The 21240-nt window shown below is 46.7% G+C and carries 15 protein-coding genes and 1 riboswitch; of the genes, 10 read left to right on the forward strand and 5 right to left on the reverse strand.

The window, feature by feature from the left end; all coding sequences use genetic code 11:
* Positions 1 to 80 precede the first annotated feature (80 nt).
* Together KSW37_RS10130 and KSW37_RS10135 are read left to right on the forward strand one after the other, a co-directional pair.
* Positions 81 to 1106: a lysylphosphatidylglycerol synthase transmembrane domain-containing protein gene (locus KSW37_RS10130; protein WP_217314458.1), complete on the forward strand. Its 1026-nt coding sequence runs from the start codon at positions 81 to 83 to the stop codon at positions 1104 to 1106.
* A 163-nt stretch (positions 1107 to 1269) separates the two neighbouring features.
* On the forward strand, positions 1270 to 2754 hold the full coding sequence (locus KSW37_RS10135; RefSeq protein ID WP_217314457.1) for a pectinesterase family protein: 1485 nt from the start codon (positions 1270 to 1272) through the stop codon (positions 2752 to 2754).
* A gap of 132 nt (positions 2755 to 2886) precedes the next feature.
* On the opposite strand, the gene KSW37_RS10140 is transcribed toward KSW37_RS10135, so the two are convergent.
* Positions 2887 to 3927, reverse strand: a complete 1041-nt coding sequence (locus tag KSW37_RS10140) for a carbohydrate porin (RefSeq protein WP_217314456.1) — start codon at positions 3925 to 3927, stop codon at positions 2887 to 2889.
* A gap of 340 nt (positions 3928 to 4267) precedes the next feature.
* Between KSW37_RS10140 and KSW37_RS10145 the strand changes: the two genes are divergently transcribed.
* Entirely contained in the window at positions 4268 to 4741 is a 474-nt protein-coding gene (locus tag KSW37_RS10145; RefSeq protein ID WP_022121659.1) for a PaaI family thioesterase, read from the forward strand.
* A gap of 269 nt (positions 4742 to 5010) precedes the next feature.
* Positions 5011 to 5151: a hypothetical protein gene (locus KSW37_RS10150; protein WP_022120719.1), complete on the forward strand. Its 141-nt coding sequence runs from the start codon at positions 5011 to 5013 to the stop codon at positions 5149 to 5151.
* Positions 5152 to 5423: 272 nt separating this feature from the next.
* On the opposite strand, the gene KSW37_RS10155 is transcribed toward KSW37_RS10150, so the two are convergent.
* Both KSW37_RS10155 and KSW37_RS10160 read right to left on the reverse strand, forming a co-directional pair.
* A complete protein-coding gene (locus KSW37_RS10155; RefSeq protein ID WP_217314455.1) occupies positions 5424 to 7409 on the reverse strand; it encodes a heavy metal translocating P-type ATPase in 1986 nt (661 codons plus the stop codon).
* A 237-nt stretch (positions 7410 to 7646) separates the two neighbouring features.
* Entirely contained in the window at positions 7647 to 8084 is a 438-nt protein-coding gene (locus KSW37_RS10160; RefSeq protein ID WP_217743449.1) for an Hsp20/alpha crystallin family protein, read from the reverse strand.
* A gap of 324 nt (positions 8085 to 8408) precedes the next feature.
* Between KSW37_RS10160 and xyl3A the strand changes: the two genes are divergently transcribed.
* The 3 genes from xyl3A (at position 8409) to KSW37_RS10175 (ending at position 15653) form a co-directional block, all read left to right on the forward strand.
* Positions 8409 to 11075 carry a xylan 1,4-beta-xylosidase gene (xyl3A, locus tag KSW37_RS10165; protein ID WP_217743450.1) on the forward strand — a complete coding sequence of 889 codons (2667 nt, stop codon included), beginning with the start codon at positions 8409 to 8411 and terminating at the stop codon, positions 11073 to 11075.
* Between the two features lie 228 nt (positions 11076 to 11303).
* Positions 11304 to 13958: a SusC/RagA family TonB-linked outer membrane protein gene (locus tag KSW37_RS10170; protein WP_217743464.1), complete on the forward strand. Its 2655-nt coding sequence runs from the start codon at positions 11304 to 11306 to the stop codon at positions 13956 to 13958.
* A gap of 12 nt (positions 13959 to 13970) precedes the next feature.
* Positions 13971 to 15653: a RagB/SusD family nutrient uptake outer membrane protein gene (locus KSW37_RS10175; RefSeq protein ID WP_217743451.1), complete on the forward strand. Its 1683-nt coding sequence runs from the start codon at positions 13971 to 13973 to the stop codon at positions 15651 to 15653.
* A 179-nt stretch (positions 15654 to 15832) separates the two neighbouring features.
* Here the strand turns inward: KSW37_RS10175 and KSW37_RS10180 are convergent, their stop codons facing one another.
* Together KSW37_RS10180 and KSW37_RS10185 are read right to left on the reverse strand one after the other, a co-directional pair.
* Positions 15833 to 16435: a hypothetical protein gene (locus tag KSW37_RS10180; protein ID WP_217314450.1), complete on the reverse strand. Its 603-nt coding sequence runs from the start codon at positions 16433 to 16435 to the stop codon at positions 15833 to 15835.
* Between the two features lie 22 nt (positions 16436 to 16457).
* Complete coding sequence (locus tag KSW37_RS10185) at positions 16458 to 16736, reverse strand: xenobiotic reductase B (protein WP_217743452.1); 279 nt, start codon at positions 16734 to 16736, stop codon at positions 16458 to 16460.
* A gap of 234 nt (positions 16737 to 16970) precedes the next feature.
* Here KSW37_RS10185 and KSW37_RS10190 point away from each other — a divergent pair, with 234 nt between their 5' ends.
* The 3 genes from KSW37_RS10190 to KSW37_RS10200 all read left to right on the forward strand — a co-directional run bounded on the left by KSW37_RS10190 (position 16971) and on the right by KSW37_RS10200 (position 21237).
* Positions 16971 to 18128, forward strand: coding sequence for a glycerate kinase family protein (locus KSW37_RS10190; protein ID WP_217326059.1), 1158 nt, complete (start codon positions 16971 to 16973; stop codon positions 18126 to 18128).
* A 62-nt stretch (positions 18129 to 18190) separates the two neighbouring features.
* The gene (locus tag KSW37_RS10195) at positions 18191 to 18829 is read left to right on the forward strand and encodes an HAD family hydrolase (RefSeq protein WP_217743453.1); all 639 of its coding nucleotides are present in this window, start codon (positions 18191 to 18193) and stop codon (positions 18827 to 18829) included.
* 89 nt (positions 18830 to 18918) lie between these two features.
* A riboswitch (cobalamin riboswitch) is annotated at positions 18919 to 19170 on the forward strand.
* A gap of 75 nt (positions 19171 to 19245) precedes the next feature.
* On the forward strand, positions 19246 to 21237 hold the full coding sequence (locus tag KSW37_RS10200) for a TonB-dependent receptor (protein WP_217743454.1): 1992 nt from the start codon (positions 19246 to 19248) through the stop codon (positions 21235 to 21237).
* The last annotated feature ends 3 nt before the right edge of the window (positions 21238 to 21240 follow it).

Consider the following 21240-nt stretch of genomic DNA (forward strand, 5'->3'; position numbering starts at 1 on the left):
GACAAGCCCATTGGCAGAATTAAGTATGCACTAAATTAATTCCGCCAACAGGTAAGGTATAGTTTTATTTTGAGAGTAATATGAAAAAATGGCATTTATGGTTGGCGGCTTCCATCGGACTGGTGGTCATCGTTGGAATGATGATTCGGGAGTTTGATGTGGAAGTTCTGAGCAGGATAGATTTGTCTCCCAGGTTCTTTCTGGGAGTAGTAATGGGCGTTTTGCTCTTTGCGGTCCAGAATCTGATGCTCACCCTCCGTTTCCGTCATCTCTGCCAGCGTAAGTTGTCCGTAGCCGAGGCATTCCGCATCAATGTGCTCTGCGAGTTTACTTCTGCCGTCACTCCTTCGGCGGTGGGGGGAAGTGGTTTGGCTTTTGTCTATCTCAATCGCGAGGGAGTATCTATGGGTAGAAGTATCTTCACTATGTTTGCAGCCCTGTTGGCTGATGAGGCTTTTCTTGCCATCAGTTGCGCGGTGCTCTATTTTCTGGTTCCATCGCATCTGCTTTTCAGTTTGGCAGATGGTGTGGGGATTTCCGCAGAAGCTACCAGCGAATGGATTAAGGGCGGAGTGCAGGTTATTTTCATAGTCAGCACCCTTATCGTTGCTGTCTGGACGGTCATCCTCTACCTCTTGTTGTTGCATCGTCCTCAGATTCTGGGCTGGGTATTGAAGGGATGCTGCAAGATTCCTTTCCTTCGCAGATTCCTGCCCAAGGTAGAGAAGTTTTCCGAGGAGATGACGATGGCTTCGGAGGAGGCAAAGCTGGAGGGCGGAAGATTCTGGCTGCAGCTGATGGGTTATACTTCCTTGGCGTGGCTGTCGAGATTCGCCATCGTGGTAGCTATTCTCATTGCCTTCCATTGTCAGGGCAACATGCTGGTGGCTTGGTGCCGCCAATGGGTGATGTGGATGATTTCCATCCTGAGTCCTACGCCTGGCGGAAGCGGAGTGGCGGAGTTGATGTTCCGCCTTTATTATTCCGATTTTCTGCCCGAAGCCTCTGTAGCCATTCTTGCCGCCATGCTCTGGCGCGCCATCTTCTATTACCCATTCCTGGTAATGGGCACCCTGGTTTTGCCGAAATGGATAGCAAGAAAATAAGATAGAAGCAATCTCTATGCTTTAAAATTTTCGTTTATAGACGAATAAAATGATAAAAAAAAAGGAATTTTTCGTCTGTATACGAAAAAAAAAGCTATCTTTGCACAAAAATTCGAGTATGAACGAAAATATTGAATCAGTAAAAAAAATTAATCTTTAAAGTATGAAACGAATCTTATTTTTTACGACATGTTTCTTTGTAGGTATGAAACTGATGGCCCAATCTCCTGTCAGTTTTTATCCACAGGAAAATGCCCAGGACATTAACATTGATACGCATCTGGTCATAGAGTTTGACAAGGCGGTGAAAGCCGGCAGCAAGGGCGTTATCACAGTTACAGACAAGACTACCCGCAAGGTGGTTGATAGAATCGACATGAGAATTCCGGCAGGACCCGTGGAAGGGCAACCCAAGAATCCCAATGCTATCTATACTCCGGTACCCTATATATATAAGGTAGAGAACATCACCAATCGCAATACCCGTCCGGGCACTCCGTCGGGTGCAGCCAAGGAAGATAAGCGCAAGTATCAGAAAACCATCATAGGCGGATTCTCAGATGCTTTCCACTTCTATCCGGTTATCTGCCATGGCAGCAAGGCCACCATTTATCTGCACAACAACATGCTGGAGTACGGACATGAGTATGAAGTAAAGATAGGCAATGGCGTTATTGAAGGATGGAAAGGTAAAACCGCCTGGAAGTTTACTACCAGAAAATCTGCTCCATCTAAAGATCAATGCCATATTGTAGTAGCTGCTGATGGAAGCGGAGATTTCGCTACCCTGCAAGGTGCCATGGATTGGATACCAGACTCATTGCCAACAGAAGCCAGTAGAAAAACGGTATTCGTGAAGAATGGAGACTATGAGGAACTGGTGTATTTCCGCAATAAACGATTTGTTACCATCCAGGGAGAATCTATGGATGGAGTAGTGGTACATTATCCTAACAACGAGGTATTTAATCCTCACCCTGTAGATATCAAGACAAATGAACTGAAAGGAACATTTCCTTCACGCCGTGCAGCTGTAGCTGCTGACAACTGTGCCGACATGATTTTCAAGGATATCACATTCAAGACAGATTGCAAGGGACAGGCAGAAGGATTCCTGCTCAACGGAGAAAGAAACTTTGCAGAGAATGTACATGTCATAGGAGATGGTGATGCTCTTCAGGTGAACGGATCTGCCTATTGGCTCAACTGCATCATTGATGGAGGAGGGGATACGGTTCTGGGAAGAGGGCCATCCTACTTCAATCACTGTACCCTTTCAAGCTACGGCGCTTTTATGTGGATCAGAAACACCAAAGAGAACCATGGTAATATTTTCAACGACTGCACTTTCAAGGGATTGGGCAAGGATGCCGTAATAGCCAGACTGCCAGATAATAAAGGAAAGAACTATCCTGATGCGGAATGTGTGATGCTGAACTGTACGCTCGATGGTGTACCTGCTGAAGGTTTTGGACCTGTAGCTGAAACTGCATCTACGGCAGTCTTGCTGGAATTCAACAGCCATGACAAGGAAGGAAAAACTACCGATGTCAGCAAGAGAAACAAGTATGTCCGTCAGCTTGATGCCATCAAGGATGCAGAGATTATAGGAAAATATTCTGATGCTAGATGGGTATTGAATTGGTAGAGAAGTAGGAATAGGTAATCTGAGATTATCCGGAAGGAATTTGGAAATTAAAAGACAATTATACCCTTGCGTCGTGTTTCACGACACAAGGGTATAATTGTTATATTACTATATATAAAATATAGTTTTATTTTAGAAATTTACATAGAGTCGGGCACTGAGCGCCGTGAAATCTCCATTGTCGTTTTTGATGTATTGGAACGATGGCTGAAGGGAAATGGATTCCGTCAGCTGTCTTTTCCATGTTACTTCCAGCGAATATTCAGAACCTTGCTGGAAGCGGGCGTACTGGCCTGACAAGCCGCACTCGTTCTTCTCGTCCTGATAGGCCCCGCCCAGTTCTGCGTATCGGTAGCAGGCATTCTGATGACTGGTGTTCTCGGAATACTGTACCATGCACGAAATGTTCTTGTCGCCAACCTTCCATACACTCTGCTCTCCGTAAACCCACCAGGCACAGGTGGTCTTGCCCTTGGATTCATCGGCAGAAACCATTTCGCCATCCTCGTTGATCGGATATTGACGGGTATGAACGGCAACACCGGCAAAGTATTTTCCACCTTTATCATTATACTCCAACTGCGACATGTTGAAAATTCCATCCTTCTTCGGGCGAACCAGGAAAGGATTGTCGTGGGCTTTCCAACCATTATATCCTGTACCATTATACAGACTGTTTCTGAATGTCCATTTTCCCTTGGTTACATCAAAGTAAAGGGTCAAGCCCGAATACGGATAGTTGGCTATCGGATAGCTGGATGCAACGGTAGGGAAGATTCCCTCAGAACTGTTCTGGAAAAGTGCCGTAACATCAGAGGTAAAGAAATCCTCGTTTACGTTTCTCACACCCACAAACAGATGGCCCGAATTCCACTCGTGCATGTAGCCCAGCACGGCAAGCATGGCGAAATTATTATCCGCATCGATGTTCGAAAAGCCCTGCCAGTCGTCAATAATGCCATCGTTGGTCTTTGCCACATGCAGCGTAGCCGCCTCGAACGAATCCTTTCCTTTTCCTATCGGAACACTCAGTTCCAATCTCAGCTGATTAATCAAATTGGTGTTCTTGTTCATGTCCCATTGCCATTCCGAAATATATTGTCCGTTAAAGTTCTGTGCATGAGCAAGGCAGATATTGATACAGCCTAAAATAATAAAAATAATTCTCTTCATTTCTTCATGTTTTGTATAATTTCTTGTTCACTTGCCCGCCGCTTGCGAGCATCTTTCTAATTCACGCTGCAAAGGTATAGGATATTTCTAAATCCAGCAATACTTAATAATCGGTATTTTAATTTCTTCTAAATAAAAGGGCTTCCTTTCTTATCCCCATTTCTAGGTATTTTTATTTCTTCTAAATAGTTAGAGTTCCGTCTGACCCCCTATTTTCGGGTAGTCAGACGGAAAAAACAATAATATTTTTTAAAAACTTTGCCTTATCAGATATTATTTGTATCTTTGCGTGGTTTAAAAAAGTTTTATCAGTTAGAAGTCAGTTTAATCAATTAGAAAAATGAAGAAGATATTAAATCCATATTTGAACAAGGAGGGTTACAACTGCGTTTGCTGTGCCCCCAACAATCCTGTAGGTTTGCATCTTGAGTTTTGGGAAGAGGGTGAGGATGTGCTTACCATCTGGAATCCCGGCGAGAATTACCAGGGCTGGATCAATACCCTGCATGGCGGAATCATCAGTATGCTGATGGATGAAGTGGCAGGCTGGGTTATCAACCGCAAACTGCAGACCACGGGTGTGACGATGCAGCTCAATGTGAAGTACAAGAAGCCTGTGATGACCACCGATTCTCAGATTACGGTGCGTGGTCACATCGCCAGTCAGCGCCGCAACATCGTCACCATCCACCTGACTCTGGAAAACTCCAAAGGCGAGGTTTGTGATGAGGGCGAAGCCATCTACTTTACCTTCGGTCCTGATAAGGCCAAGGAGATGGGGTTCGACAGCTGCAAGGTAGAGGGGGAGGAATAACTCTCCCTCCCATCTGACAAGAAGCCCTATCTTATTACACACATAATAAAGCGAGAAAAATGATATATATAAATTATTGCCACAAAAACAACATATCCGATAGCAAAATGTCATTTTCAAGGCTAAAAACAAGTGATTGACCCATATCAAGAAAAACATATTGCAATGATATTTCTCGGCAAAAGATGCCGTTATTCGATAAAAAAGTGTTAACTTTGCACTCGTATTTACGGAATAACAAATAATAAATTTTAAAAAGGTTAATAATTATGATGACTATTTTTACAATGGCTTTCGCCGCAGTTATGTTTTCAGGTATGGTTCTTTGCATGGGCATGTTCTTGAAACACGTAGTAAACTCAATTCCTGAAATGACTAACATGAGCCATTCTGTTAGCTTGAGCAAGTAAGAATAGAACACTACGATATACATAATATATATATGAATCACTTTAGAAATAGAGAGAGATTTATATAAAGATGGGGCGGGTTCCTTTTACGGAACTCGCCCCTCTTGCTTAATATTCCATCGAGAAGGTGATACCTCTTCGCATCATATCCTTCACAGTTGGCTTCAGTCTTGTCAGGAAGCCCTCCCATGAACGGTTCTTCTGGAAACTCCATCCTGCCTCTGCCAAAGCAAGCGAACGAGGATATGCCTGATAGTAGATACGCTCAGATTTTACGCCATTCTCAACCTCAATGAATTAAGCACTACGCTTACGCTGGAGAAGGCCATCAGGGCACTTGCCCACATTGGGGTTATCTGGAAATCAATGCCGAAGATATGAAGGGCTCCGGCTGCCAACGGGATGCAGATGATGTTGTAGATGAACGCCCAGAACAGATTCTGCCAAATCATGTGAACCGTCTTCTGACTCAGTTTTACGGCTTCCGGAAGTGCCAGAAGGTCGTCGCTCATCAGCGTAATCTGCGCCACATCCATCGCCACATCCGTTCCCTTTCCTATCGCCATGCTCACGTTGGCAAGGGCCAGCGCCTGGGTGTCGTTGATTCCGTCGCCCACCATCGCTACCTGCTTGCCTTCGTCCTGAAGTTTCTTTACCAATGCCTGCTTGTCACCAGGCAGCACCTTGCTCTGGTAATGCTTGATGCCGGCTTTCTCAGCCCAGTAGTGAGCCGCTTCCTCCTTGTCGCCACTCATCATATAGACCTCTATTCCCTTTTCCTGCAACTGCTTCATCGCTTCCTGGGCATGAGGTTTGAGGGTCTCTCTCGTCTCCAGATCCAAATCCTCCTGCTTGGTGAAATCGATGTTCTGGTTAGGAATGGTGAGGGTGCCGGTCTTGTCGATGACGAGGGCGTTAATCTTGTGGAGATTCTCCAGCGCCGACGCATCCTTGATGAGAATCTGCTTCTGTGCCGCCTTGCCGATGCCTACCATCAGGGCGGTAGGAGTAGCTAAGCCCATGGCGCAAGGACAGGCGATGACCAATACAGCTATGGCTGAAAGGATGGCTTGAGGAAGAGCAGCGTTGCCGCCTATCAGCCACCACGCCAGGAAGGTGATGAGGGCGATGGCTGCCACGGCTGGAACGAAAATCAGAGCCGCCTTATCCACGATGCGCTGCACGGGTGCCTTACTGCCCTGCGCCTCCTGAACCATGCGGATGATGTGTGCCAGGGCGGTGTTCTCGCCAATCTGCTTGGCTCTCATGCGGAGCTTTCCCTGACTCGGAATGGTGCCAGCCAGCACGTTGTCGCCTGCCTTTTTCATCGCCGGAGTCGGTTCGCCGCTGATCATCGCTTCATCTACATAGGCAGCATCGGGAGTCATGAAACTCTCTGCTTGGGTAACCACGCCATCCACCGGAATCTTCTCGCCGGCTCTTACCTCTATCATGTCGCCTATCTGAATGGTGGAAATCGGAACTTCCTCCATCTTGTAGTCATTGGTGCCTTCTATCTTCTCGTAAGTCACCAGTCGGGCGGTTTTCGGCTGCATTCCCATCAGTTGTCGGATGCTGCTCGCCGTACTGTCCTTTGCCTTTTCTTCCAGGCATCTGCCAGTCAGCACGAAAGTGATGATCATTACGGAAGCATCAAAATAAGTGTGCCATTCTATGCCTCTCGCTCCCCATACCATTTCTCCGAAGAAGGTGTTGAAGGTGCTGAAGAGGAAGGCGATGAGGGTACTGAGCGCCACGAGCGAATCCATGTTTGCCGTATGATGCAGGAGCTGCTTCCAGGCGGAAACATAAAACTGTTTGCCGCAGTAGAGCAGGTTGGCGAGTGCCAGGAGCAGACAAATCTGGTTGGCGAAGGAACTCGAGTGATGAGCCGAAGCAACGCCATCTGAAATCATATTCTGTTCCATGCCCAGGGAAATCCAGCCCATGGAGAAACACATGGTCAGGATGGCGAAGAGCCAGGAAGCCAGGGTTCGGCGGCGCAGGAGGGTGAACTCACGGCGGTTGATTTCCTCCACGCTTCTGTCGTTTTCGATAACGAGGTCGTAGCCGGCGTTGCTGATTTCCCGTTTCATATCTTCCAGAGAGATAATGTCGGGGTCATAATCTACCAGGGCAGTTCGGCTCGCCAGGGAAACCGAGGCGGAGTTGATGCCTTCTAGCGACTGCAGCTTCTTTTCTACATTGGCAGAGCATACGCTGCAAGCCATGCCTATTACTGGAATTGTTTTCTTCATCTGTTTCTTATATAAATGTTCTGAATTCTATAAGCAGAAGCTTTCATATCTGCTTTTCTGCCTGCAAAATTACATATTAATTATGGAAGAAAAAAGATTTATGGTGAAAAACTTTTGGCTGCTCCATGAAAATCACTATAATAAGGTAGATGAAAAATGCGATGATTCAGGTAAGGGCACAAAAAAGGCAGGTTCCAAATAGCTTTGGAATCTGCCTCCATCATTTATGGGAGATGATTATTTGACTTCGATGTTCTTTGTAGTCTTAGCCTCCTCCTTAGGAGTAAGCTTTGGAATCTCGACCTCGAGTATACCATCAGCTACCTTTGCTGAAATCTTATCACGGTCAGCATCCTCAGGCAGCGTATAACACTGCTGGTAGTTGCCGTAAGAGAATTCGCGGCGCAGATAGTGCTCGTGCTTGTCTTCATCCTTGTGTTCCATCTTGTTCTCGATGGCGATGTTCAGATTACCATCGTTATCGATGTTTACACGAACCCACTCTTTCTTCAAGCCAGGAGCAGCAACCTCCATGGTATAATTCTTATCTGTCTCCTTGATGTTAATGGCAGGAGCAGTAGCATTCATACGTGGCATTACTTCGGTATTGAATAAAGTATCATCAAAGAAGTTACTCAACCAATCAGAATCATTATTTCTACGTGCTAACAACATAATTAAAACCTCCAAATTTTATTTTACTCGTCCTCTCGGTTCCTTACGGCTCCGTCGGGATTTCTGTTTGTTAATATTCTTGTTATTTTTTTGCTTTCGCCTCGAAACTCCGTTGTTCTTCCGAACTCCTTTATTTTTTAGCTTCAGCTTTCATTCTCTGTTTTTACAACTTATGTGCCAACGGACTGAAAATGGTAATGTTGGCACGAAAGGATAAATATTTTAAACTTTTCTGCCAGATGATGCGGTTATCTCAACAAAAAAGTGTAACTTTGTCACCAACTTAAAAATCAAAGCATAAATCGAATAAATAATATAAGATCAATGAAGAAACAACTATTTTCTATGGCGATGCTGATGGCGATGTCGCTTTCTGCCAGCGCCCAGCAGCTTCTTCCTTATCAGAATCCGAACCTTTCTGTTGAGGCTAGAGCCAATGATTTGCTTTCCCGTCTTACCCTGGAGGAGAAGACGAAGTTGATGATGGATACTTCTCCAGCCATAGCCCGATTAGGCATTCCGCAGTTTCAATGGTGGAACGAGGCGCTGCACGGAGTGGGAAGAAACGGATTCGTTACCGTTTTCCCTATCACGATGCACATGGCGGCTTCGTGGGACGATACCTTATTATATAAGGTGTTTACTGCCGTGAGCGATGAGGCAAGAGCCAAGGCGCAGGAGGCGAAGAAGAGCGGCAACATCAAGCGCTACCAGAGTCTGAGCTTCTGGACTCCGAACATCAATATCTTTCGCGACCCACGATGGGGACGTGGACAGGAAACTTATGGCGAGGACCCTTATCTTACTACCCGAATGGGACTTGCCGTGGTGAATGGTTTGCAGGGACAGACCTTCGATGGCAAACCGATGTCGGCTCCGGGAGTCCTGGCTACGCCTTCCTCACAGGCTCCCCAATACGTCAAGCTCCTAGCCTGTGCCAAGCATTTTGCCGTACATAGCGGTCCGGAATGGAACAGGCACAGTTTCAATGTAGAGGATTTGCCAGAGCGGGATTTGTGGGAGACTTATCTGCCTGCCTTCAAATCGCTGGTGCAGGATGGAAATGTGGCTGAGGTGATGTGCGCCTATCAGCGGATTGACGGAGCGCCATGCTGCAGCAATGCCCGATATGAACGTCAGATTCTTCGTGACGAATGGGGATTCAAGGGACTGATAACTTCCGATTGCGGAGCCATCAACGACTTCTATGTACCAGGCAGACATGGTACGGCGAAGACTCCTGCTGAGGCTACGGCGCAGGCGATTGGTGCCGGAACCGATGTGGAGTGTGGAAGTGTTTACCGTTCGCTCCCTGAGGCGGTGAAGACGGGAATGATCAGCGAGGAAAAGGTGAACGAGAGTTTGAAGCGCCTGCTGATAGCCCGTTTCCGTCTGGGCGATTTCGATCAGGACGAGCAGGTGGCGTGGACTCAGATTCCATCTTCCGTCATCGCCAGCAAGGCGCATAAGGATTTGGCAGAGAAGATGGCAGAAGAGGGCATCGTGCTTCTTCAGAACCGAAACAATCTCCTGCCGCTGAAATCAGCAGGAATGAAGATAGTCGTAATGGGGCCGAATGCCAACGATTCCATCATGCAGTGGGGCAACTATTCGGGTTATCCTACTTCTACCACCACCATCCTGCAGGGCATCAGAAAATATGTGAAGGACGCCAAGTATATTCCTGCCTGCACGTTGACCAGAAATGAGGTTTCTGAAAGCAGATTTAATCTCCTGACTTCTGCTGATGGCAGCAAGGGTATGAAGGCTACTTATTGGAACAATGCCGAGATGAAGGGCGAGCCTGTGGCTACAGCCATGATGACTTCGCCTATCAACCAGAGTAATGGCGGAAATACCGTCTTTGCATCGGGCGTGAATCTTACGGATTTCTCTGCCCGATACGAGGGCGTGTTTACTCCGGAAGAGGATGAAACCTTGAACGTCAGAATGGGATGCGATGATGGTTACCGACTCATCATTGATGGCGATACGGTGGCGAATGTATGGAAGGGACGTGCCCGTGTACAGATGCTCAACAAGCCAATTTCCGTGAAGGCGGGAAAGCCGATGAAGATACAGGTGGATTATTTCCAGAAGACCGATATGGCGGTGATGCAGTTTGACATCGTGAAGAACTATACGCCAACCGAATCTCAGCTTCTGGCAGAGGTTGGTGATGCTGATGTGGTGGTATTTGTAGGTGGTATTTCTCCTAGTCTTGAGGGTGAGGAGATGAAGGTCTCCGAACCGGGATTCAAGGGTGGCGACAGAACTGATATCGAGTTGCCTCAGGCTCAGCGCAAGGTGATGGAGATGTTGCATCGGGCTGGCAAGCGAGTGGTGTTCGTTAACTGTTCGGGCAGTGCCATTGCTATGGTTCCTGAAACAGAGAATGCGGAGTCTATCCTTCAGGCTTGGTATCCGGGCGAACGGGGTGGAGAAGCCGTGGCAAAGGTTCTCTTTGGCGAGGTGAATCCATCGGGTAAGCTTCCGGTAACCTTCTATAAGAGTACTTCCGATCTTCCTGATTTCCTTGATTATACGATGAAGAATCGCACCTACCGTTATTTCAAGGGCGAGGCTCTCTTCCCATTCGGTCATGGATTGAGCTATACATCTTATGAATATGGAAAGCCGACATTGAAGAAAGTGAAGAGTGAAGAACGAAGAGTGAAGAATTCTTCGGCTTATTCCTTGAGTTTCTCTTTATCTAATAAAGGTAATAGGGAAGGAACGGAAGTGGCGCAGGTTTACATCCGTAGAATGGATGATACTGAGGGGCCTATCAAGACCCTGAAAGCCTTCAAGCGCATTACATTGAAGGCGGGCGAGAAGCAGCAGGTAACCATCAGTCTGCCTCGCCAGAGTTTCGAGGGTTGGGATTCCCAGACCAATACCATGCGTGTGGTTCCCGGCAAATATCAGATTTTCGTAGGTGGTTCGAGTGCTGAGGCTGCGAAGAATGTGATAGAAGTGAAAGTGAAATAAAATGCTGATATAAAAAGAGAAAGCTCGCTAAGATTTTGAACGTCTTGGCGAGCTTTTCTTCTGTCTTAACTCTTAAGCCTGCGGTTTTTTTGAAGTTTTTTCAAGGAAATGGACATTGAATCACTCTTTTTTATTATATTTGCAATCGAAAATCGATTTGAACCTTGACTAAACGATGAAATAGTTATGGAACAGAACTTAAAAATCATATTTTATGCGATGGGTGCGATGATTCTTGCACCACAAACCCTCTGTGCTCAGTCTGTGAACATCGAAGGCCTAGACTCCTTGCGCTTATCAGGTTCGGTGGGTGTAGTGGAGCCTGAACTTCTGAAGAAGGGTGTGCTCAATAATGCCCTGGATGCCTTGAGCGGACAGACGGCAGGTGTTAACGTCACTACCAATGGTCTTGACCGTATTGCTATGTTGAACTCCGTCCGGGTTCGCGGTACAACTTCTATCATGGGCGGCAATGATCCTCTGGTGATTATTGATGGTGTTACTTCTGATGTGGCGACGCTTGCTACAATCTATCCCGCCGATATCGAGAGCTTTACAGTACTGAAGAATGCCAGCGAAACGGCACTCTATGGTTCCCGTGGTGCTTCGGGCGTTATCCAGGTAAAGACCAAGAAGGGTACGGGTAAGGGATTTCAGATTTCTTACGAGGGAAACTATGGTATAGAGGCGATGTACAAAAGTATGGAGATGCTCAATGCCGCCGAATACATAGCTGCTGCACAGAAGTATGGGCTGGAGTATAACAATAAGGGATATGATACCAATTTCCGCAAGGCGATTACCCGAACCGGAAATATTCAGAACCATTATCTGGCCTTCAGCGGTGGCACTCCGCAGAGCAACTACCGCGCTTCTTTTGGCTATATCGATCATAACACGATTATTCGGAGCAAGGGCTATCGTAATCTGGTGGCTAAGATTGATGTCACCCAGAAGGCATTTGGCGATAAACTGACGGGAGATTTCGGCGTGTTCGGTTCGTCTTTCAAGAACAATGATATCTTCGACAGTCAGGCGCTTTTCTATTCTGCCGATGCCATGAATCCTACTTATCCTTATGATAAGCTGAACGGCAGTTGGGTGAAGAATGGGGCTGCATCTCAGGTGAATCCTCCCGGTGCCTTGCTCAAGGAGCGTAATGATACGAAGAACATGAACTTCAATGCTCATCTGAAGTTGAACTATGATATGACAAATTCTCTGAGTGTTTCTGCCTTCGGAGCATACAGTTATGCTTCCAACGAGAACAACCAGTTCTGTCCTACCTGGGTTTGGGCGCAGGGCAATCTCTATCGTGGGGAGTTCAAGAGCGAGGACTGGCTTGCCAATGTATCGTTTAACTATCAGCATTCGTGGGGAATCCACAATCTGAAGGCAATGGTGGGTGCAGAATATCAGAAGGATATCCGAACGGGATTCTGGACTTCTGCTAAGGGAATCACCAACAACGACATGTATTACCATAACATAGGTGCTGCTGCATCACGGCCTTTCGGTGGGACAGACAGCAACTACGAAGATCCGACCCTGGCTTCTGTGATGGGCAATGTCGACTACACCTTATATAATAAGTATAGTCTTTCGGTTTCCATGCGTGGCGACGGTTCTTCGATGGTGGGCAATGACCATACCTGGGGTTTCTTCCCATCCGTCTCTCTTTCCTGGGATATGAAGCAGGAGAAATGGCTCCGTTCTCTCAAGGAAATTACCATGCTGAAACTGCGTACGGGCTATGGACGCTCAGGTAATCTTGGCGGAATATCTTCTTATACCACTTTGAATACGGTGCGGCAGAATGGTATTGTTTCGGTGAACAGTTCTCCTACGGTTACGATGGGAATGATTAGCAATAACAATCCTGATCTGAAGTGGGAAACCCGCGCTACCTGGAATATCGGAGCTGATTTGGGAGTGTGGAACAACCGGCTGGTTCTGACGGCAGAATATTACTATTCCAAGACCACCGACATGCTCTATGCCTATGATGTGCCGGTTCCGCCTTTTGCCTATGATAAACTGTTGGCAAACCTGGGTTCTATGAGCAACCAGGGTTTGGAGGTCGGCGTTTCCTTCACTCCTATCCAGAAGAAGGACATGGAACTGAATATCAATATGAATCTCTCCTGGCAGAAGAACAAACTCCTCTCGCTGAGTGGTGAATATGACGGAATGCAGATGTCGGCAGCCGATATTACTGCGATGGGTGCCTTGTCGGGGGCCGGTCAGCATGGTGGTTACAACAATGTGGTCTATCAGATAGTTGGTCAGCCTTTGGGGGTATTCTATCTTCCTCATTGCAAGGGGATTATAGAAGATGGAAATGGGCATTACCGCTATGATATCGAAGATTTGGACAAGAACGGAACCGTAGATTTGAGTGATGGCGGTGACAGATATATTGCCGGTCAGGCTACTCCTAAAGTAACGTTGGGTTCCAATATCAGTTTCCGTTATCGCGACTGGTATCTTTCATTGCAGATGAACGGAGCCTTCGGACATAAGATATTCAATGGTACGGGTTTAGCCTATACCAATATGTCGAGTTTCCCGGATTATAATGTGCTGAAGGGAGCTCCTGAGAAGAATATTGTTGACCAGAATGTTTCTGATTATTGGCTGGAGAAGGGCGATTATCTCAACTTAGAGAATCTCACGCTGGGCTATGATATCCCTATCCGAAAGGGAGTGGTGCAGTCGCTCAGAGTTTCGGCGAGTGTCAACAATCTTGCCACCATCAGCAGTTACAGCGGCTTGACTCCGATGATTAACAGCTACGTGGTGAACAGTACGATGGGTATTGATGATAAGCGGACTTATCCTGTTTACAGAACCTTCTCATTGGGTTTAAGTGTTCAATTCTAAAATCAGAAAGTTATGAAACGATATAGATTTTTATTTCTGCTGCTGGCGGCATTGTCTATGACATCCTGCCTGGACGAACATCCTAAGGATCAGTTGGACGAGGATGCCATCTATGGCTCTGCATCTGATATTTATATCAATGCCGTGGCTTCTCTCTATAATTATATAGGTGGAGCTAACGAGAGTGAGGGTCTCCAGGGCACCTGCCGTGGCATTTACGATTATAATACGCTGACCACCGATGAGGCGATGATTCCGATTCGAGGCGGCGACTGGTATGATGGTGGCCTCTGGAATGCCATGTACCAGCATCGGTGGAGTGCCGATGACCAGTCTCTTTATGATACGTGGAAGTACCTTTATAAGGTTATCGTGCTGGCTAATAAGTCTTTGGATATTATCAGCAACAAGTCGGCCCTGCTTTCTGCCGCACAGCAGGAGGAATATCGGGCTGAGATAAGAGCCATCCGGGCTATGTTCTATTACTATGCTATGGACATGTTCGGTCGGGTTCCATTGGTCCTTTCCAGTGCAGAACAGCTCCATTCCAGCCTGTTCCAAGGTCAGACAGATCGCAGTTCTATCTTCCAGTTTGTCTTTCAGGAGTTGCAGCAGGTATTGCCTTCACTTCCCGACCAGCACAGCAATAAGGAAGGCAATTATTATGGTCGCATTACCCAGCCGGTAGTCAACTTTCTGTTGGCGAAGTTGGCTTTGAATGCAGAAATCTATATGTATGATGACTGGACCCAGGGTTATGCGAGCCGTCCGAAGGGAAGTGACATTCATTTCTCTGTGCCGGCTTCTGATGCCTCTTTGCGCAATGGCGATAAGGTGGACTGCAGGAAGTTGAATGCCTGGGAAACCTGCATTTATTATTGTGATAAACTGGCAGAAGAAGGCTATGTCCTGGAGTCGGATGATTCGTTCAATTTTTCTACGCATAATGAGACATCGAAGGAGAATATCTTCACGATTCCGATGGATAAGAATATCTATACCAACCAGTTCCATTATCTCTTCCGCTCTTACCATTATACGCATGGCGGTGTCTTGGGATGGGGAAGTGAAAATGGTACCTGTGCTACGATTTCTACGATGAAAGCCAATCATTATGGCGAGGCTGATGAAGATGCCCGTTGCAAGATGAACTTTGTGGCGGGAGTGGTAAAGGTAGATGGTCATGAACTGCTGATGGATAATGGAAAGCCGTTGGAGTATCAGCCTTTTGAAGTGGCTCAAAACTTGACCAACAGTAAGTTTGTCAAGACGGCTGGAGCGAGAATGGCGAAGTATGAGGTGGATAGAACCTCTTATATGGACGGCAAGTTGCAGAGTAACGACATAGTTCTTTTCCGCTATGCAGATGCTTTATTGATGAAGGCAGAGGCAAAGGTCCGAAACGGAGAGAATGGTGATGAGGAGTTGAATAGGATTCGTGCCCGTGTGGGAATGCCTTATCGTAAGGCTACGCTCGATAACATTCTGGAAGAGCGGTTGCTGGAGTTGGTATGGGAAGGATGGCGTCGTCAGGATCTCATCCGTTTCGGCAAATTCACCGGTGCCTACGATCTCCGTACGCCTCTTCAGGGTGAATCCTCCGGCTACACCACTGTCTTCCCGATTCCTCAGAAATGCATCGATTTAAATTCTGAATTGGTACAGAATAAGGGATATGTCAATATTTTGAAGTAAAGAAACTTGAATAGAGTATATGAAAAGAGAAAAGCTCGTCAGGACTTTGAGGGTCTTGGTGAGCTTTTCTCGTTTTATTTCCCGAATCTGGAAGTATCTACTTCTTCATGCTGCTTGGCCTTGTAGCCGCCGAAACGATAGGTGAGGCCTATGATTCTGCCAAAGTACATGTCCGCTTCCTATCCATCAACAAGCGCATCGAATGCTTCTTTGAAGTATTTGTCGAACCACTCGGCTGGGTGATCTGTTATCTGATGCTTGCCTGATTTCTCGATGTGAATGGCAACAATGTCGCCAAAATCGGAAGTGCCATCAATGAAAAGAATGTTTTCAAAAAGTGGTAGAGAGGCTCTTACTCGTTTGATGCCTTCCGTGAAGTTATATTCTATCACGTCTTGGTTTACATTATGACCGCCCAATATATGGCGTTGGTCAACACGAGTGGAGGAGTCGATAATATGAGATAGACCGAAATATATCAAACAAATCTTATAGTTTGCATTTTTGAAATCTTTGATAAGATTGACAGGTAAATCTGAGGAGAAATTAGTTTCAAAGGCATAATTTTTCTTTAATAGGATAGCTTCGTCTTTCTCTTTCATTAGTGTGGAGATAACGGTTCCTTCTATCCACGAATCTTTCCAGTCTGGATGTTCCTTACGAAGTTTCATGGCAAGTTGATCTCCATCAAATGCTTTTACACTTGAATAGAATGGGCCAAGTTTGCTTTTTCCAGCTCCGTTTGGTCCTGCAATAATGGTGAATTCTAGTCGTCGTGTCATAGTTGCATTTTTTTTTTGAGGATTATGCATGGAGCAGGTAACTCATTTTTCCCCTTCCCGGAGCTGCTACTTGCTGGATAACAGTATATTTTCTAGTCTTTACATCAAAAGTCACTTCATCATCACTTCCGTCAGGATTAGCTAGAAAAACTTTTTTCCCCTCAAAAAACGGCACGGAAATGCCCTTCGCCCACGCTTCCAGGTAGATTCGTTCCACCTCATCGTGTACGGCATTGTTGATTTCCCGAATCGACTTGCCATTCGAGAGTCGCCAACCTTCTATTTCTTCATATTTGCACATAAGCCTTTAACCTTTAGAAAAACTTTGAAAAATCTACTGCAAAAATACGAGGAATCTTTTTAATAGCCAAATGTTTTAACCTCTTTTTTCTATCAGCTCTTATCAGAAGCATCTGTTTTTGAAAGTTTTTCCCAAAAAGGTTTGTGGTTTCAGGAATAATGGCTAATTTTGCGGGCTGAAAGGGAAATCGCTTGATAGGCGATGATTCTTGGAATGATATAATATAAATAGGATATGGATAGGAAAAATGATGGCCTCAGACTGATGGATGGGGCTGGATATAAGAAGATAATAATTGCTTGCGACTCTTATAAGGGTTGCCTTTCGAGCAGAGAGGTAAATGAGGCGATTGCTTCGGGAGTGAAGAAATGGAATGCAGATGATGCTTCTCCCGAAATAAAGAAATTGTCTCCTGATGCTGCTTCTGAAATGAAAAAAATGGATTCAGATGATGCTTCTCCCGAAATCATTACCCTGGAAATGAGTGATGGGGGAGAGGGAATGCTCGATGCTTTTCTCTCGGCGATGAAGGGAGAGCGAGTGAAGATTCATGCCCATGATGCGCTGATGAGATGGATTGAGGCAGAATACGGAATCGTGGATGATACGGCGATTATCGAGATTGCGCAGACTACAGGACTGGCTCTGATTGAGCCTGAACAGCGCAACCCGATGAAGGCTACTTCCTGGGGCGTGGGCGAGATGATAATGAATGCTTATCGCCGGGGCGTGCGCCGTTTCATCGTGGGCTTGGGCGGAAGCGCCACATCCGATTGCGGTATTGGAATGCTCAAGGCGATGGGCGACGACTGGAAGAAAATCCGACAGGAATGCAGTTTTGTACTGGCTTCGGATGTTACCAATCCGCTCTGCGGTGAAAACGGGGCGGCTTATGTCTTTGCGCCTCAGAAGGGAGCTGATGCTAAGATGGTGCAGATGCTGGATGATAGGGCGAGGAAGTTTGCCGAGGTAAGCGCCAAGCATTTCGGATATGATAGAAGTATGGTTTCCGGGGCTGGTGCTGCCGGCGGACTGGGCTATGCTTTCCTGCAATATTTCAATGCTGAGGCTCGTCCTGGGGCTGAACTTCTCTTGGATGAGATTGGTTTTGATGCGCTCATTCTGGATGCTGATCTCGTGATTACGGGCGAGGGACATAGCGACCGCCAGACCTTGATGGGGAAACTGCCGCAAAGAATTCTTGAGCATGGTGCCAATCAGAAAATCTGGCTCGTCTCGGGTGGCGTAAGCGACAGGCAGGTGATGCTGGATGCAGGTTTTGATAGAGTAATTCAGATTACTCCTGATTCTATGCCTTTAGAAGAAGCGATGAAGCCGGATGTGGCCCGTAACAATATCATCAAGGCGATTCATAGGCAATTTGCTTTGTAGTTTCAGTTATTATCCGTATCTTTGCGCCCGATTATCAAAATAGGGTAAAAAGAATAAGAATAATGAAGTATATAATTTTTGATTTTGATGGAACCATCGGCGATTCGCAGAGTCTCATCGTGAAGACCCTGCAGGATACGATGCGTGCAAGAAAACTGGAAGTGAAATCGGATGAGGCTTGTGCCAAGACCATCGGTTTAAGACTGGATGAGGCTTTCGTCTCGCTCTTCGGAATTAGTGCTGAGGAGGGACTGGAATGTGCGGCAACCTATCGCGAAATCTTCCTGGATAACAAGAAGACGATGATCGTGCAGCCCTTCCCTCATGTGATAGAAACCCTGAGAGCGTTGCACCGTCAGGGCTTTATTCTGGGAATGGCCAGCAGCAGAAACCATTGCTCGCTGGATGGATACGTGAAGCAGATGCAGCTGGAAGATATTTTCTCTTCTATCGTGGCAGGCGATGATGTGGAGCATGCGAAGCCGGCACCCGATATGGTTTTCAAGGCATTGAAGGAGATGAAGGGAACGGCAGATGAAACCCTTGTAGTGGGCGATATGACCTTCGATGTAGATATGGCGCATCATGCCGGCTGCAAGGCCTGTGCCGTTACTTATGGCAACGGAACCCGCCAACAGCTCGCTTCTGCCGAATGGATTATCGATGATTTCGCAGAACTCCTGGAAATCGTAAAAGAATAAACTGAACTCTGAATAAAAAGATAATTTTATCCCTGCTGGAATAAAAAAGCGGATAAAGTTATCTTTTTATTCATTTTTTTATAGTAACTTTGCACCCGCAATTGGTTTGCTGCCACTTTCTGCCGCCTCAGGCAGGATGAGTGCGTAGTGATTAAAAGGGAATCGGGTGAGAAGCCCGGACAGTCCCGCTGCTGTAAGCGTCTTATTGCGGCAAGCACCATGGTCACTGACATTTTTTCGGGAAGACCGCTTGCCATGAGTTTTGCATCTTTTTATGTTTACATAGAGTGAGATGCGGGGAGGACGCAAGTCAGAAGACCTGCCGTTGCCATCTCTACCATCAGGAAGTGATGGAGGATGAAATCATTGAGCCTCGTGGGTTAGGCTTTTGAATGAAGATAAAAACATAATAGTAGATGAAAAGATTGTTTGCAATAGCCATGCTGGGTGTTGTTGCAGGGTCTGCCTTTGCCAATGGCGAAACGCAGGACTCTGTACGAGTGCATCACATCCAAGAGGTTGTGGTTACCTCACGATTGATATCCAGGGAAACTATTCCATCACAGACATTGGGAGGTGAGGAACTCAAAAAGTTGAATTCCTTGTCGGTGGCCGATGCCTTGCGTTATTTCTCGGGCCTGCAGCTCAAGGATTATGGAGGCGTGGGTGGCATCAAGACAGTCAACATTCGCAGTATGGGTACCAATCACTTGGGTATCTTCTATGACGGCCTCGAACTGGGCAATGCACAGAATGGGCAGATAGACTTGGGGCAGTTCTCACTCGACAATGTGGAGGAGATTTCGCTCTACAACGGTCAGCGTAGTGCCATCTTCCAACCAGCGAGCGACTTTGGTAATGCTGGCTCCGTCTATATCCGTACCAAGGCTCCCCGCTTCATGATGGGCAGGCGATACAACTTGTTGGTGAGGGCTAAGTATGGGTCGAGCGATACCTTCCGGTTTTCATCGCTTTGGGAGCAGAAACTCTCCGATCATATATCTTCCTCGTTAAGTACAAGTGTGCTGACGTCGAGCGGACGCTATAAGTTTCGTTATAGGCGAGTGACCGAAGACAATACGGTGGCTTATGATACCACCGCCGTGCGCCACAATGGTGACATTTGGGCTTTCCGTATCGAGGAAAACGTGAGGGGAGGCATTGCCGATGGATATTGGAACGTGAAGGCATATACCTACCATTCGGAAAGGGGAATACCTGGTGCCATCGTCAACAATGTGTGGCGAAGAGGCGAACGCCAGTGGGACCACAATACCTTCGGACAGGCTGTATTCCAAAAGTCATTTGGTGACAAATTCTCTACCAAGGCATTGGCTAAGTATGCCTATTATGTGACGCGCTATGTCAATAATGATGAGACGCAGATACATGTAGATAATACCTATCGTCAGCAGGAGATGTATTTCTCCACTTCGAATGTCTATGAGATATTGCCAAAGTGGAGTGTCTCAATGAGCTATGACTTCAAGTGGAACAAGTTGAATGCCAATATGGTGGACTTTGCTTTCCCTCATCGTTACTCCAACTTTGTGTCGTTAGCCACGGCATTGACGCTGTCACGCATCCAGGCACAAGCCTCGTTGGTGGAGCAGGTGGTCAAGGACCATGTGAAGTATGGGGCGTCATCGTCATCTCGCAGCACACTGACGCCAGCATTCTTTGTAAATGTCTATCCGTTCGAATCCAAGTTGTTGGCAGTGAAGGCCTTCGCTAAGAAAAGCTTCCGCATGCCGACCTTCAACGACCTCTACTATGCCGACATGGGTAACAGTAAGTTGAATCCAGAGTCGGCGTTGCAATATGACCTGGGATTTGTGCTGAACAAGGATTGGAAGCAAGGCATCGTCGACCATTTCCGCTTACAGGTGGATGGCTATTACAATACGGTGCACGACAAAATTGTGGCTTATCCCAAGGGGCAGCAGTTCCGTTGGACGATGCTCAACTTGGGCAAGGTACACATCAAGGGCGTCGATGCCATGGCAGAAGTGGGACTGGAGCCCGCCAAGGATTGGAAAGTTACGGCCCGCTTGCAGTACACTTATCAGGATGCTCGCGACGTGACCGATCCCAATACCTCTTATTATAAGGATCAGATACCTTATATACCATGGAACAGTGGGTCGGCTATCTTGGCCCTGTCATGGCGAGAGTGGGACTTGTCGTATAGTTTCATCTATTCTGGTGAACGTTATTCGCAGCAAGAGAACATCCTCTATAACCATCTCCAGCCCTGGTATACGCACGACATGAGCGTGGTTTATCATGCCAGGAGATGGTCGGCAAGACTGGATGTCAACAACATCTTCAGTCAGGATTATGACGTGATACTCAACTATCCGATGCCGAAGCGCAATTATATGCTGACATTGGAATATAACTTTTGAAAA

It is taken from the genome of Segatella copri (genome assembly GCF_019127135.1).
Classification (GTDB): Bacteria; Bacteroidota; Bacteroidia; order Bacteroidales; family Bacteroidaceae; genus Prevotella.